Origin of the sequence: Streptomyces sp. NPDC052023 (genome assembly GCF_044548465.1) — a bacterium.
Lineage (GTDB): Bacteria > Actinomycetota > Actinomycetes > Streptomycetales > Streptomycetaceae > Streptomyces.
On the sequence record NZ_JBIUBW010000001.1, the window covers coordinates 179565 to 194160 of the forward strand.

The 14596-nt window shown below is 72.8% G+C and carries 15 protein-coding genes, 1 pseudogene and 1 riboswitch; of the genes and pseudogenes, 8 read left to right on the top strand and 8 right to left on the bottom strand.

What is annotated here, in order from left to right:
- Positions 1-13: 13 nt before the first annotated feature.
- Both ACIHCM_RS00780 and ACIHCM_RS00785 read left to right on the top strand, forming a co-directional pair.
- Positions 14-628: a DUF4126 domain-containing protein gene (locus tag ACIHCM_RS00780; protein ID WP_399887349.1), complete on the top strand. Its 615-nt coding sequence runs from the start codon at positions 14-16 to the stop codon at positions 626-628.
- A gap of 455 nt (positions 629-1083) precedes the next feature.
- Positions 1084-2577: a phytoene desaturase family protein gene (locus tag ACIHCM_RS00785; protein WP_399887351.1), complete on the top strand. Its 1494-nt coding sequence runs from the start codon at positions 1084-1086 to the stop codon at positions 2575-2577.
- A gap of 99 nt (positions 2578-2676) precedes the next feature.
- Here the strand turns inward: ACIHCM_RS00785 and ACIHCM_RS00790 are convergent, their stop codons facing one another.
- From ACIHCM_RS00790 to ACIHCM_RS00820, 7 genes and pseudogenes are all read right to left on the bottom strand, one after another.
- The gene (locus ACIHCM_RS00790; RefSeq protein WP_399887353.1) at positions 2677-3621 is read right to left on the bottom strand and encodes a hypothetical protein; all 945 of its coding nucleotides are present in this window, start codon (positions 3619-3621) and stop codon (positions 2677-2679) included.
- 56 nt (positions 3622-3677) lie between these two features.
- Positions 3678-4601 carry a methylenetetrahydrofolate reductase [NAD(P)H] gene (gene metF / locus ACIHCM_RS00795; protein WP_399887356.1) on the bottom strand — a complete coding sequence of 308 codons (924 nt, stop codon included), beginning with the start codon at positions 4599-4601 and terminating at the stop codon, positions 3678-3680.
- Positions 4602-4736: 135 nt separating this feature from the next.
- Positions 4737-5393 carry a thiamine phosphate synthase gene (gene thiE, locus ACIHCM_RS00800; protein ID WP_399887359.1) on the bottom strand — a complete coding sequence of 219 codons (657 nt, stop codon included), beginning with the start codon at positions 5391-5393 and terminating at the stop codon, positions 4737-4739.
- A gap of 141 nt (positions 5394-5534) precedes the next feature.
- Positions 5535-5900 (bottom strand): Rv2175c family DNA-binding protein, encoded by a 366-nt coding sequence (locus ACIHCM_RS00805; protein WP_004001914.1) that lies wholly within the window; start codon positions 5898-5900, stop codon positions 5535-5537.
- Positions 5901-5997: 97 nt separating this feature from the next.
- A pseudogene (locus ACIHCM_RS00810) lies at positions 5998-6280 on the bottom strand (thiamine phosphate synthase); the annotation flags it as partial.
- 6 nt (positions 6281-6286) lie between these two features.
- Positions 6287-7504 (bottom strand): NAD(P)/FAD-dependent oxidoreductase, encoded by a 1218-nt coding sequence (locus ACIHCM_RS00815; RefSeq protein WP_399887361.1) that lies wholly within the window; start codon positions 7502-7504, stop codon positions 6287-6289.
- 79 nt (positions 7505-7583) lie between these two features.
- Complete coding sequence (locus tag ACIHCM_RS00820) at positions 7584-7922, bottom strand: hypothetical protein (protein WP_399887363.1); 339 nt, start codon at positions 7920-7922, stop codon at positions 7584-7586.
- 52 nt (positions 7923-7974) lie between these two features.
- Positions 7975-8088: riboswitch (TPP riboswitch) on the top strand.
- Between ACIHCM_RS00820 and thiO the strand changes: the two genes are divergently transcribed.
- The 6 genes from thiO (at position 8085) to ACIHCM_RS00850 (ending at position 13757) form a co-directional block, all read left to right on the top strand.
- Positions 8085-9251, top strand: a complete 1167-nt coding sequence (gene thiO, locus ACIHCM_RS00825) for a glycine oxidase ThiO (RefSeq protein ID WP_399887365.1) — start codon at positions 8085-8087, stop codon at positions 9249-9251. (Overlaps the previous riboswitch by 4 nt.)
- On the top strand, positions 9248-9448 hold the full coding sequence (gene thiS / locus ACIHCM_RS00830; protein WP_399887367.1) for a sulfur carrier protein ThiS: 201 nt from the start codon (positions 9248-9250) through the stop codon (positions 9446-9448). Before thiO ends, thiS begins: the two co-directional genes overlap by 4 nt.
- Positions 9449-9451: 3 nt before the next feature.
- On the top strand, positions 9452-10249 hold the full coding sequence (locus ACIHCM_RS00835) for a thiazole synthase (protein ID WP_399887369.1): 798 nt from the start codon (positions 9452-9454) through the stop codon (positions 10247-10249).
- A 117-nt stretch (positions 10250-10366) separates the two neighbouring features.
- Positions 10367-12295, top strand: coding sequence for a Stk1 family PASTA domain-containing Ser/Thr kinase (gene pknB, locus ACIHCM_RS00840; protein WP_399887371.1), 1929 nt, complete (start codon positions 10367-10369; stop codon positions 12293-12295).
- A gap of 34 nt (positions 12296-12329) precedes the next feature.
- On the top strand, positions 12330-13205 hold the full coding sequence (locus ACIHCM_RS00845) for a deoxyribonuclease IV (RefSeq protein ID WP_399887373.1): 876 nt from the start codon (positions 12330-12332) through the stop codon (positions 13203-13205).
- Positions 13206-13280: 75 nt separating this feature from the next.
- The gene (locus tag ACIHCM_RS00850) at positions 13281-13757 is read left to right on the top strand and encodes a DUF4396 domain-containing protein (RefSeq protein WP_399887374.1); all 477 of its coding nucleotides are present in this window, start codon (positions 13281-13283) and stop codon (positions 13755-13757) included.
- A gap of 15 nt (positions 13758-13772) precedes the next feature.
- On the opposite strand, the gene ACIHCM_RS00855 is transcribed toward ACIHCM_RS00850, so the two are convergent.
- On the bottom strand, positions 13773-14405 hold the full coding sequence (locus ACIHCM_RS00855) for a sulfite oxidase-like oxidoreductase (RefSeq protein ID WP_399887376.1): 633 nt from the start codon (positions 14403-14405) through the stop codon (positions 13773-13775).
- Between the last annotated feature and the right edge of the window lie 191 nt (positions 14406-14596).

The following is a 14596-nucleotide window of genomic DNA, read 5'->3' on the forward strand; positions in this document are numbered from 1 at the left end:
TACGATCGCGTCCGTGTCCGTACTCCCTCTCGTCTTCACCAGCGGCTGGGCCAGCGGCGTCAACGCGTACGCAGTGGTGCTGCTGCTCGGCTTCTTCGGTGCGACGGGGCTGAGCGACGAGGTCCCGGAGACGCTGCAACGACCCGAGGTGCTCATCACGGCGGGCGTGCTGTTCCTCTGCGAGGCGGTCGCGGACAAGATTCCGTACGTCGACTCCGTGTGGGACTCGGTGCACACGCTGATCCGGCCGGCCGCGGGCGCCTGGGTCGGGGCGCTGCTCGCCGGGCAGAGCGCGTCGCTGTCCGACCTGGCGGCGGGCGCCGTCGGGGGTTCGACGGCACTGGCCAGCCATGCGGTCAAGGCCGGGACGCGCATGGCGGTCAACGCGTCGCCCGAGCCCTTCAGCAACGTGATCATCAGCGTCGCCGAGGATCTGGGCGTCGGGGGGCTGGTGACGTTCGCGATCTTCTACCCCGAGGCGGCGGCGATCATCGCGGCGGTTCTGCTGGTCCTGGGCCTGATCACCCTGTACTTCCTCACCTCCCGCATCCACCGCTTCCTGCGCCGCAGAGCCCAACGCCGCGAGGAACGACACCTGGCGAAACGCGGGGCCGGCCCACCGGGGTGAGACCGGGTGCGCCGGGCCGGGGCTGGTGCGCCGGGGTCCGGCCCATGGGCTGCCGAGATACGGCTCGTTCCGCCGTGGTGCGGCACGGAGCCCGACAGGGTACGGCTCGCTTCGCCGCTGTGCCGCGCCCGCCGCCCGTACGGCGGCGATGGCCTTTCCCGCCGAGCTCAGGCTCCGTGTCCCCGAGGTCAGGCTGCCTGCTCGCCGGGATACGGTCCCTCGCCCGGTGCTCCCCGGGATGCGCCCCACGCGGTCACGCTCCGCGCCCGCCGTGACCGGACTCCGCTCGCCGCGACGCGGCGCCGCACTCGCCGGGGCCAGGCCCGCGCCCGCCGCGAAGCGGCGCCGCACCCGCGGAACTGGGCCACGACGCTCGCGTAATACAGCCCACCGAGCGCCCGCTCAGGACCCGCACCGGTCACGGAGTGTCAGTGGGGGCCGATAAAGTCGCAGGCATGGCACGGATTGCGGTGATCGGCGCTGGGATGGGCGCCATGGCGGCTGCCGCGCGGCTGGCCGTGGCGGGCCACCGGGTGACGGTGTACGAGCGTACGGAGACGTACGGCGGAGCGGTGCGGCGCCAGGAGCGGGACGGGTTCGCCTTCGACACCGGTCCCGGGATCCTGTCGTTGCCCGCGGTCTGGCGGGACCTGTTCCTCAAGACCGGCAAGGAGCCGCTGGAGGCGTGCGTCGAGCTGACGCAGGTCGACCCCTCGGCCCGGCACCTCTTCGCCGACGGCACCGAGCTGTCCCTGCCGAACGCCTCGCGCGCCGGCGTCGTCGCCGCTCTCGACGAGGCGCTGGGCTCCGGTGCGGGCGACCGCTGGGGTGACTTCCTGGTGCGGGCCCGCGAGGCCTGGGACCGCACGCGCCGGCCCCTCCTGGAGGAGCCCCTGTGGCCCAACTGGCCGGTGCTTGCCGAGCGCGAGCCCTACCCCTCGGTGCCGCACAAGAAGCTGCTGCGCACCCGCCGCGCCGCCACGCTCGCCGAGGTCGGCGCCTGGGAGCTGCGCGACCCCCGGCTGATCGCCCTGCTGGAGAGCCATGCGCTGGCGTACGGCCTCGACCCGCGGGTCGCACCGGCGAGCGCGGCCGTGCTGCCGTACATGGAGCACGCCTTCGGCGTCTGGTACGTGCGCGGCGGCATCCGGGAGCTGGCGCGCGCGGTGTACGAGCGCTGTCTCGCCCGCCGGGTCGAGTTCGGCTTCGGCGCCGAGGTCGCGAGGATCCTGGACAAGGACGGCCGGGCGGCGGGCGTGGAGCTCGCCGACGGGACGGTGGCGGAGGCGGACTTCGTGGTCGCCGGGGTCGCGCCCGGCGCTCTGCCGGACCTGCCCCCGCGTGCCACCGGCGATGTCCCGCCCCAGCGCGGGCTGCCCAGCCGCCTGACGGTGCTGCTGGCGCTGCGCGGCCCCCGCCCCGCGGGCACACCGCACCGGACGGTGGTGCACACCTCGGACCGGGAGGGCGAGCTGGCCGCCGTCTTCGGCACCGGCACGGCGGATGCCGGTGCCGCGCACCCCACGGTCACCCTCCTGCGCCCCGACGATCCACGGCTGGTCCCGGACCCGGACCACGAGGCGGTCACGCTGACGGCCACCGTCCCGGCCTCGGCCGCGCCGGACAGCACCGCCCACCACACCGAAGCCATGATCAGCGCCGCCGAGCGCGCGATCCCGGACCTCCGCGCCCGGCTCCTCCGGCACGAACCGCACACCCCGGCGGACATCGCCGCGGCGACCGGCGCGGAGGGCGGGGCGATCCCGGCCCCCGCGCTGGCGGCGGCCGGGGGCAGGCTTCTGCACCCCGCCAACAGCACCGCACTGCCAGGCCTGTTCACCGTCGGCGGCTGGTCCCACCCGGGCGGTGGCCTGCCGCACGCGGGGATGTCGGGCGCGCTGGTGTCGGGTCTGATCGTGGAGGGGCCGGACTTCCGCGGTTCCCGGTGAAGGCACGCGAACGTCAATGAGCCCCGCGCGTCCCGGCAAGGACCCGCGGGGCTCACCATGCCCGCCGGCCGCGCACTCGCGGCGTGCGGGCACGCGACGTCAGAAGCGGTACCGCTCGTCGTACCCGTTCTCCTGCTGCACCTGGCCGTCCCCCTGATACGGGTACGGCTGCTCCTGCGGAAGCTCGCCGCCGTACGGGTCATCGGGGTTGCGCTGCTGCGGCACCCACACTCCCCCGGCCGGGGTCTCGCCGCCGTACCCTCCGGTGGCGTACTGGTCCTGGCCGTAGCCCTGCTGGCCGTACTGCTGCTGGTCGTACCCGGTGTCGTACGACCCGCTGTAGGTCTGGGTGCCGATGTACGGGTCGGAGTAGGCGGCGTACTGCTGCTGGCCGGTGGTGTCGTAGCCGTACTGCTGCTGGCCGTAGCCGGAGTAGCCGTCGTAGGCGTATGCCTGGTCGGCGGACTGGGCCGCCGCCGCGTACTGGTCCTGGGTCTGGCCCTGGGTGGCGTACGCGCCGGTGTCGCCGTAGACACCGTAGGAGCCCGTGTCGTCGGGCATCGGCTGCGGCTCGTACACGGAGGTGGTCTCGGCGGCGGTCTCGGCGCCGGGGCGGGCGGGCGTGAAGACGTCGTCGCGCTCGTAGTCGTCCTGGCCGTAACCCGTGCCGTGCTGCCCGTACTTGCCCTCGCCGTCCCCGTACCCGGACGCCTCGAGGTCGGAGACCTCCAGGGCCGGGTCCTGGTGCTCCGGCTCACCCCGGCGGCGCTTGCTGCCGCCCAGGGTGGGACGCCCGGTGACCGCCCAGCCGGCCGCGAAGCCACGGCGGAACGACAGCGTGACGTAGGTCTGCCCGACCGCGAAGGCCGCGGCGCCCAGGCCGATCACGATGACGGACGGGATCAGTACCCCGACCACGACACCGAGGAAGCCGACGAACGCCAGCAGACGCCAGCGAAGCCGCGCCTTGTACTGCAACAGCACCTCGCCGAGCAGCCACAGCGCGACGATGCCGAACGCGATGTAGAGGACCGTCCAGCCCATGTACGCCCCTCTCCCAGTGGCCGTTACGCAGTGTGTCGTATGAGCGTGCGACCGGTCTAGGCCCGCGGGGGGTGGTGCGGGCCCAGGTTCTCGTAGATTTCCAGGGTCGCCGTGGAGTTGTTGAGCGTGATGAAGTGCAGACCCGGCACTCCCTCCGCCAGCAGCCGTGTGCAGAACTCCGTGGCGAACTCGATCCCAATGGAGCGTACAGCGGACGGATTGTCTTTCGCTGTGAGGATCCGCTCTTTCAAGGTGGACGGGATGTGAGCGTTGCTGAGCTGCGGCAGCCGCTCCAGCATCCGCACACTGGTCACGGGCATGATCTCGGGGATGACCGGCGTCTCGCAGCCCGCGGCGGCCACTCGGTCACGCAGCCGAAGGTAGGACTCCGGCTGGAAGAACATCTGTGTGATCGCGTAGTCGGCGCCGGCCCGGCACTTGTCGACGAAGTGCCGGGCGTCCGTGTCCCAGTCCGCGGAGCGCGGGTGCATCTCCGGGAAGGCCGCGACGCCGACGCAGAAGTCACCCGACTCCTTGATGAGGCGGACGAGTTCGGCGGCGTAGGTCAGGCCCTTGGGGTGCGGCACCCACTCGCCCATGGGGTCTCCGGGCGGGTCGCCGCGCAGGGCCAGCATGTTGCGGATGCCGGCGTCGGCGAACTGGCCGATCACATTGCGCAGCTCGCCGATCGAGTGGTCGACGGCGGTGAGGTGGGCGACCGGGGTGAGCGTGGTGTCGGCGACGATCTGCTGCGTCTCCTTGACCGTGCTCGCACGGGTGGAGCCGCCGGCTCCGTACGTCACCGAGACGAAGTCGGGGGCCACCGCCTCCACCCTGCGCAGCGCGTTCCACAGGCTGCGCTCGCCCTTGGCGGTCTTCGGCGCATAGAACTCGAACGAGTACGTCGTCTTGCCGGCGGCGAGCATGTCGCGCACGGTGCGTGCACGATCAGTCCTGGTGGATGCGGTTCCGAGGGCCATACGGGCAGGTTAGCCAGGGGACACCTGTCCCCCAACCGGATGCAGGGAATTTGCCCGGATTGTCGGCTTGTTGTCCACTCCTTGGACACCGTGCGGTCACATCGGGTCACGCGCCCTCCGACGCCGCCGACCCCTTCAGGCGCTCCGCAACCGCTTCGCGAACTCCGACGCCGCCGCGCCCGGATCGTCGGCCTCGGTGATCGCGCGGACGACGACGACCCGGCGGGCGCCCGCGTCCAGGACCTGGTCGAGGTTGCCGAGGTCGATGCCGCCGATGGCGAACCAGGGACGGCCGGTGCCCAGCGCCGCCGTGTGCCGGACCAGGTCGAGGCCGGGGGCGTGGCGGCCGGGCTTGGTGGGGGTGGGCCAGCACGGGCCGGTGCAGAAGTAGTCGACCCCTTCCTGGACCGCTGCCGCCGCGGCCTCGGACGCGGCGTGCGTGGAGCGGCCTATGAGGATGTCGTCGCCGAGGATCGCCCGGGCCGCGGGGACCGGGAGGTCGCCCTGGCCGAGATGGAGGACACCGGCGCCGGCGGCGTGGGCGACGTCCGCGCGGTCGTTGACGGCGAGCAGCTTGCCGTGCCGGGCGCAGGCGTCGGCGAACACCGCGAGGTGCTCGAGCTCCTCGGCGGCTTCCATGCCCTTGTCGCGCAACTGCACGATGTCGACCCCGCCGGCCAGGGCCGCGTCCAGGAATTCGGGCAGGTCCCCCTGGCGCTTACGGGCGTCCGTGCACAGGTAGACACGGGCCTCGGCGAGCCGGGCGCGAGCGGTGGCGGCGGTGTCGGGCATGCGTGGGTCCCCCCGTGGATTCGGTGCCTCTGGATGTGTCTGCCGCCGGCGTACGGGCCGCGCGGGCGCGGTCGGCCCGGGGGCCGGGCCCGCGGGCCCGCGCGGCCGTACACCGGGCGGCTTTCTCGAGTCGGGCTGGGATCAGACGGCGAGTGCCTGGGCCCGCCGCTTCACCTCCGTGCCGCGATTCTCGCTGAGCGCCTGCGCGGGCGTGCCCGGCAGGCTCGGGTCGGGGGTGAAGAGCCACTCCAGCATCTCTTCGTCCGTGAAGCCGTCGTCCCGCAGGAGCGTCAGGGTCCCGGACAGGCCCTTGACGACCTTGTCCCCGTCGATGAAGGCGGCGGGGACGTGCAGCGCGCGGTTCTCACCGCGGCGCACGGCGATGAGCTGGCCCTCCTTGACCAGCTGCCGCACACGCGTCACCTCGACGCCGAGCATCTCGGCGATGTCGGGGAGGGTGAGCCAGGCGGGGACGAGAGCATCGATCTTTGCGTCAATCTCGGTCACGGGAACAAGCCTGCCATCCCCCACTGACAGTCGGAAGTCAGCCCCGCCCACCGACCCCTTTGACCTGCGGTGACGCGTTAGGCCGTGGCCGCCTTCAGCGGGCGCCCGCGTCCAGGACCTGGTCGAGGTTGCCGAGGTCGATGCCCCCGATGGCGAACCAGGGACGGCCGGTGCCCGCGCCGCCCTGTGCCGGACCAGGTCGAGGCCGGGGGCGTGGCGGCCGGGCTCGGCGGGGGTCGGCCGGCACGGGCCGGTGCAGAAAGTAGTCGCCCCCCTCCTGGACCGCTCCACGCACGCAGGATGTCGTCGCCGAGGATCGCCCGGGCCGCGGCGACCGGGAGGTCACCCAGGCCGAGATGGAGGACACCGGCACCGGCGGCGACGCGTCAGGCCGTGGCCGCCTTCAGCGGGCGCGCCGGGTCGGCGAGCAGCTCCGGGCTCATCAGGGTTCCGGCCTCGATGAGCCGCCGGCCCTGCGCCAGGTCCCGGGGGCGGCCCACGGCGAGCAGGGCGACCAGCCGGCCCTCCCGCAGCCAGCACACCGACCAGGCGGGCCCAGCCGGGTCACCGCGCCACACGGTGGCGTCGGCGCACGCGTGGTGCCCGGCGTACTGGACGAAGCGCCCGAACTGCTCGGACCAGAAGTACGGGACCGGGTCGTAGACGGCCGGGGCCTCGCCGATGATGTTCGCCGCGACCGTGCGGGGGCCCTGCAGAGCGTTGTCCCAGTGGTGCACCATCAGGCGCTCGCCGTAGCGCGCCGAGGGGAAGGACGCGCAGTCACCGACGGCGTAGACGTCCGGCGCCGAGGTCCGCAGGTGGTCGTCGGCCAGGACCTCCCCGTGCCGGCCGAGCTCGATGCCGGAGCCGGCGAGCCTGCGCGTGGCGGGCCGGGCGCCGATGCCGACGACGACGGCGCCGGCGGGCACCCGCGATCCGTCGTCCAGGACGACCGCCCCGGGTTCGACCCGCTCCACGCGCGCGTGTGTGCGCAGGACGGCGCCGCTGTCGGCGTACCAGGCGCTCATCGGCGCGGCCACGTCGCCGGGCAGTGCCCCGGCGAGGGGACGGTCCGCGGCCTCCACCACGGTCACCGCGCAGCCCGCCTCCCGGGCGGCGGTGGCGAACTCCGCGCCGATCCAGCCCGCGCCGACGACCACGATGTCGTGCTGCCGGGCGAGCACCGGCCGCAGCCGCTCGGCGTCGTCCAGGGTGCGCAGCAGGTGCACGCCGGGGACGCCCTCGGCGCCGGGCAGGGTGACGGGTTCCGCTCCGGTGGCCAGGACCAGCGCGTCGTACGGCACCGGCCCGGCCTCGGTGTCCAGCTCGTGGTCACCGGGGCGGACACCGGTCATCTCGCGCCCGAGGTGCAGTTCGATGCCGAGCGCCTCGAAGTCGACGTCGAAGGCGGAGTGCTCGGCCGTGCCGAGCAGGACCGCCTTGGACAGCGGCGGCCGGTCGTACGGCTGGTGGGGCTCGGCGCCGATCAGCGTCACCGTGCCGTCGAAGCCCTGTTCCCGCAGGGCGACCGCGGTCTGCACCCCGGCCATGCCCGCGCCCACGACGACCACGCGCCGCGCCTGTGCCCTCGTCTGCTCGCTCACCTGATCACCATAGACACCTGACAGTTTGTCAGTAAGGGGGAGGTCCCCGTGGCCTGGTCCCCGAGCCCCCGGCCCACCGCTAGCCGAGCTGCTCGACCACGCTCGTCCCGCTGCCGGCCTGCGACTCCCACTCCCAGCTCTCGTCCAGCCGGAGCCGCCCGTCCGGCAGTTCCACGACGGCCGACACGCAGTGCCCCGAGGACGTCGTCCCGTCCCGCTTGAGCTGCACGTACCGGAAGTCCAGCCGGTCCCCCTCGCGCGTCCCCACGAGGTACCCGCGGACGACGTCCCCACCCGCGTACTCGGCCCAGACCTCGCCGTCCTTCTCGTGGTACGTGAACCGGGTGCGCGTACCCACCTGGCCCGGGGCCTGGTCGGCGACGGGAGCGAGGACGAGGCCGTCCAGTGAGCGGGGCATGCCAGGAGGCTCCCTTACAGAGGGGCGGAGTCAAGGGCTAGGGTGGCCACCGTAAAGCACTCGCGGGAGCCCGGACGCACCGGGCTGAGAGGGAGGCTGGGCGGCCTCCGACCGTACGAACCTGATCCGGGTCATGCCGGCGAAGGGAGGGGCGCGGTGCCCGTGTCGTCTTCTGCACGTACCTCGGACGTCCTCGTCATCGGGGGCGGAATCATCGGTCTGGTCACGGCCTGGCGTGCCGCACAGCGCGGACTGGCCACCGCCGTGGTGGACCCGGAACCGGGCGGCGGGGCCGCCCAGGTGGCGGCCGGCATGCTGGCCGCCGTCACGGAACTCCACTACGGCGAGCAGACCCTGCTCGGTCTGAACCTCGCGTCGGCCCGCCGCTATCCGGACTTCGCGGCCGAACTCACCGAACTCACCGGTCACGACCTCGGCTACCGCCGCTGCGGCACCCTCGCCGTCGCGCTGGACGCCGACGACCGCGCCCATCTGCGCGAACTGCACGCCCTGCAACGGCACACGGGGCTCGACTCCGAGTGGCTGTCGGGCCGGGACTGCCGCCGCCTGGAGCCGATGCTGGCGCCGGGTGTGCGCGGCGGGCTGCGGGTGGACGGCGACCACCAGATCGACCCGCGGCGTCTCGCGGCGGCGCTCGTGGCCGCGTGTGAGCGGGCGGGCGTCGTCTTCCACCGGGAGTGGGCCGAGCGGCTGCTGGTCGCCCGGGAGCGGGCGACGGGCATCGTCACGCGCGCGGGGGCCGAGCTGGCCGCCGCGCAGGTGGTGCTCGCCGCCGGAAGCCTCAGCGGGCGGCTCGCGGGCGTCCCCGAGGCCGTGCTGCCGCCCGTGCGGCCGGTCAAGGGGCAGGTGCTGCGGCTGACCGTGCCGCCACCCCTCGCGCCGTTCCTGAGCCGCACCGTGCGCGCGGTGGTCCGCGGCAGCCACGTCTACCTGGTGCCGCGCGAGAACGGTGAGCTGGTCGTGGGCGCCACCAGCGAGGAACAGGGCTGGGACACCACGGTCACCGCCGGGGGCGTGTACGAGCTGCTGCGCGACGCGCACGAACTGGTCCCGGGGCTCACCGAGCTGCCGCTGACGGAGACCAGGGCGGGCCTGCGGCCCGGCTCGCCCGACAACGCGCCCCTGCTCGGACCGACCGGGCTGGACGGCCTGCTGCTGGCCACCGGCCACTACCGCAACGGCGTCCTGCTCACTCCGGTGACCGGTGACGCCATGGCGCACGTCCTGACGACCGGTGAACTTCCGGACGAGGCCCGTCCCTTCACGCCGAAGCGCTTCAGCGCCGCACTCACGGAGCAGCCCGCATGATCATCTCCGTCAACGGGGAGCCCCGCCGGATCGCCGACGGAACGGCTCTCGACGCCCTCGTGCACACCCTCACCGCGGCACCCTCCGGAGTGGCCGCCGCCCTCAACGAAACCGTCGTCCCGCGTGCCCAGTGGCCCGCCACACCCCTTTCGGAAGGGGACCGTGTCGAGGTCCTCACCGCCGTCCAAGGAGGCTGACCCATGGCCGACGATCCGTTTGTCCTCGGGGGTACGACCTTCACCTCCCGGCTGATCATGGGCACCGGCGGCGCGCCGAGCCTGGACGTGCTGGAGCGGGCGCTGATCGCCTCCGGGACCGAGCTGACCACCGTCGCGATGCGGCGCGTCAACCCCGGCGTCCACGGCTCCGTGCTGTCGGTGCTGGACAAGCTGGGCATCCGGGTGCTGCCCAACACGGCCGGCTGCTTCACGGCCGGTGAGGCGGTGCTGACCGCCCGCCTCGCGCGTGAGGCGCTGGGCACCGACATGGTCAAGCTGGAGGTCATCGCCGACGAGCGCACCCTGCTGCCCGACCCGATCGAGCTGCTGGACGCCGCGGAGACACTGGTGGACGACGGCTTCACGGTGCTGCCGTACACCAACGACGACCCCGTCCTCGCCCGCAAGCTCCAGGACGTGGGCTGCGCCGCGATCATGCCGCTCGGGTCGCCGATCGGCTCCGGCCTCGGCATCCGCAATCCGCACAACTTCCAGCTGATCGTCGAGCACGCGCGCGTGCCGGTGATCCTGGACGCGGGAGCGGGTACGGCGTCGGACGCGGCGTTCGCGATGGAGCTGGGGTGCGCGGCTGTGATGCTCGCCTCAGCTGTGACCCGGGCGCAGGAGCCGGTGCTGATGGCCACCGCCATGCGCGGCGCCGTGGAGGCGGGGCGGCTGGCCCGGCGGGCGGGGCGTATCCCGAGGCGCCATTTCGCGGAGGCCTCGTCGCCGGTGGCGGGCATGGCCGCGCTGGACCCGGAGCGGCCCGCCTTCCAGTGACCCGGTACGGCGCCGGGGGCACAGGTGGGTAAGACACGTCACAGGTCGGCTGCAGTACCGCCCCGATGGTCCGGGAACCGGCCGGAGGTGTCGGTGACGGCTCGTACACTCGCCTGCGTGGACACGACCCTTCAAGACCCTCTGGTCGGGCAACTGCTCGACGGCCGTTACCGCGTCGACGCGCGGATCGCGGTCGGCGGGATGGCCACGGTCTACCGGGCCGTGGACACCCGCCTCGACCGCGTCCTCGCGCTCAAGGTGATGCATCCGACCCTGGCCGTGGACGGCTCGTTCGTCGAGCGCTTCATCCGCGAGGCCAAGTCGGTGGCCCGGCTCGCCCACCCCAACGTCGTCCAGGTGTTCGACCAGGGGGCGGACGGGTCGTACGTCTACCTGGCCATGGAGTACGTCTCCGGCTGCACCCTGCGGGACGTGCTGCGCGAGCGCGGGGCGCTGCAGCCGCGGGCCGCGCTGGACATCCTGGAGCCGGTCCTTGCCGCGCTGGGCGCCGCCCACCGTGCGGGGTTCGTGCACCGGGACATGAAGCCGGAGAACGTCCTGATAGGGGACGACGGCAGGGTCAAGGTGGCCGACTTCGGGCTGGTCCGGGCCGTGGACACGGTCACCCACACCACCGGGTCGGTCCTGGGCACCGTCTCCTATCTCGCCCCGGAGCAGATCGAGCACGGCAGCGCCGATCCCCGCGTCGACGTGTACGCGTGCGGTGTGGTGCTCTACGAGATGCTGACCGGCGGCAAGCCGCACACGGGGGACTCCCCCGCCCAGGTGCTCTACCGGCATGTGCACGAGGACGTCCCGCCGCCCTCGGCCGCCGTGCCCGGCCTCGCGTACGAGCTGGACGAGCTGGTCGCCGCGGCGACCGCCCGAATGCCGGAGGTCCGCCCCTACGACGCCGTGGCGCTGCTCGCGCTGGCCCGTGAGGCGCGCGGCGCGCTCGGTGCCGAGCAGCTGGACGCGGTGCCCCCGCAGGCGGTCGCCGCGGAGCACGACAACGCCGACGACCGGACGAGCGTGATCCCGCGCGCGCTGACCGCACTGCGCCGGCTGCCCGTGAACGAGGACGACGACGAGTCCCGCTACAACCGGACCAGCCGTCTGGAGTCGCCGCCCCTCGACGACACCCCGCGCCGCCGGACCCGGCCGCGGCGCACGCTCGCCACGCTCGTCGCCTCGGTGCTGCTCGCGCTGGGCCTCGGTACGGGCGTCTGGTACATCAACTCCGGCCAGTTCACCGAGGTGCCGCCGCTGCTGGCGAAGACCGAGGCGCAGGCCGAGGACCGGCTCGCGGACGCCGGGCTGGAGGTCGGGCAGGTCAAGCACGCCTACAGCGACACGGTGCGGCGTGGCACGATCATCAGCACCGACCCGGCGCCGGGCGCCCGGATCCGGCACAACGACTCCGTGACGCTCACCGTCTCCGACGGTCCCGAGACGGTGAAGGTGCCGGACGTCGCGGGCCACCGGCTGGACAAGGCGCGCAGCGTGCTCAAGGACAGCGGGCTGGAACCGGGCATGGTGACCCGGGAGTTCAGCGAGGATGTCCCGCGCGGCTCCGTGATCGGCACGAACCCGGCGACGGACACGACGACCCGTGCCGGCACGGCGATCGCGCTCACCGTCAGCAAGGGCGCCCCCGTGGACGTCCCGGACGTCACCGGCAGCGACCTGGGCGAGGCCAGGGAGCAGCTCCAGGAGGCGGGCCTGAAGGTGCGGGTCGCCGCCGAGCGGATCAACTCGGAGCACGAGGCCGGACAGGTCGCCCGGCAGAACCCGCGACCCGACGGCGAGGCAGCCGAGGGCGACACGGTGACGCTGACCCTTTCCAAGGGCCCGGAGATGATCGAGGTTCCGGACGTGGTGGGCGACAGCGTGGACGAGGCCAGGCAGAAGCTCCAGGGCGCCGGTTTCGAGGTCGAGGAGGACCGCGGACTGCTCGGTCTGTTCGGCGACACCGTGCGCCGGCAGTCCGTCCCGGGCGGTGAGACCGCGCCCAAGGGGTCGACGATCACCCTTCAGATCCGCTGACGGGGCACCGGGGGGCGCGTGACACCCTGAACGGGTGAAGAGTCTGCACCCCGGCCCCTCCCGCAACCCTGTCGGCGGTCACGTCCCCGTCGCCGGCGGCCTGTACTCCGTGGGCCTCACCTACGCCCACGACCTCAAGGCCGAGACCGTGCAGGTCTTCGTCGCCAACCCGCGTGGCTGGGCCACGCCGGCCGGTGACCCGCGCCAGGACGAGGCGTTCCGCACGGCGTGCGCCGAGGAGTCGATCCCGGTGTATGTGCACGCGCCCTATCTGATCAACTTCGGCTCGCACACGGAGGCCACCGCCGAGCGGTCGGTGGAGTCGCTGCGGCACTCGCTGCGGCGCGGGCGGGCGATCGGCGCGCTCGGCGTGGTCGTGCACACGGGCAGCGCGACGGGCGGGCGGGAGCGTTCGGTGGCCCTGAAGCAGGTACGGGAGTACCTGCTGCCGCTGCTCGACGAGCTGACCGACGACGACCCGTACGTGCTGCTGGAGTCCACGGCGGGCCAGGGCGCCTCGCTGTGCTCACGCACCTGGGACTTCGGGCCCTACTTCGAGGCCCTGGACGCCCATCCGAAGCTGGGCGTCTGTCTCGACACCTGCCACGTCTTCGCCGCCGGGCACGACCTGACCGGCCCGGACGGAATGCGCCAGACGCTGGACCTGCTGGTCGGCACGGTCGGCGAGGGCCGGCTGAAGCTGATCCACGCCAACGACTCCAAGGACCTCGCCGGCGCCCACAAGGACCGGCACGAGAACATCGGCGCCGGCCACATCGGCGAGGGCCCCTTCCGCGCCCTGATGACCCACCCCGCCACCGAGGGTGTGCCGCTGATCATCGAGACACCCGGTGGCAAGCAGGGGCACGCGGCCGATGTGGCGCTACTGAAGAGGCTCCGGGACTCCTGAAGACGTTGGTGAATACCCCCAGGGGGTATATGGTTGCCGCCGATGCGGGAACCACACCTGACATTGGGGTCACGTATGCAGCACGAACACGCGCGGCACGCACCAGCACCCTCCCCGGCAGGCTGGCCCTTGGCCGTCCAGGCCACCCTGCACTGCCTCACCGGCTGCGCCATCGGCGAGGTGCTCGGCATGGTCATCGGCACCGCGCTCGGCTGGGGCGACGTACCGACCCTGGTCCTGGCGGTCGTGCTGGCCTTCTTCTTCGGATACGCCCTCACCTTGCGCGGAGTGCTCAGGGCGGGCGTGGGCCTGCGGGCCGGCGTCCGGGTGGCGCTGGCCGCGGACACGCTCTCCATCGCCGTGATGGAGCTGGTCGACAACGGCGTGATCGCGTGCTGGCCGGGCGCGATGGACGCGGGGCTGGACACCGCGCTCTTCTGGGTCGTCCTGGCGATCGCCCTCGCGGTCGCCTTCGTGGTCACGGTCCCGGTCAACAAGTGGATGATCGGCCGGGGCAAGGGGCACGCGGTGGTGCACCAGTACCACCACTGACCGCGCCCGGCAGGGTCAGAGCTCGGGGCCGTCCCCGGGCTCCTCCTGGTACGAGTAGCGCTGCTCCTGCCAGGGATCGCCGATGTTGTGGTAGCCGCGTTCCTCCCAGAAGCCGCGACGGTCGGCGGTCATGTACTCCACGCCGCGCACCCACTTCGGGCCCTTCCAGGCGTACAGGTGCGGGACGATCAGGCGCAGGGGGAAGCCGTGTTCGGCGGTGAGCAGCTCGCCGTCCTTGTGGGTGGCGAAGATGGCGCGCTCGGAGGCGAAGTCCGACAGCCGCAGGTTGGAGCTGAAGCCGTACTCCGCCCACACCATCACATGGGTGACATTCGATGCGGGCGGCGCGAGGTCGAGGATGGTCCGGGCGGGGATGCCGCCCCACTCCGCGCCCAGCATGCTGAACTTGGTGACGCAGTGCAGGTCTGCCATCACGGTGGTGTACGGCAGGGCCGTGAACTCCTCGTGGGCCCAGCAGCGCTTCTCCCCGTCGGCGGTGGCGCCGAAGACCCTGAACTCCCAGCGCTCGGGGCGGAACTTGGGCACCGGACCGTAGTGCGTGACCGGCCAGCCGCGCTGCACTCGCTGCCCCGGCGGAAGCTCGAACGATGCCGCTGCTCCAGATTCGCGCTCCACCGGGTGACCCATGCCTCCATCCTGACAGACGGTGGACGGTACACAGGACCACCCCCGTTCAGGACGGGACAATCGGGACAAGTCGTTCAAGATTTACCAAGCATGCACTTACTTACTAAGTACGCACTTACTGGACGATCTTCGACACCCGGTGCAATCATGCGGCGCAACCTCCCGTTTCGACTCCCCGCCGTGGAAGGAGC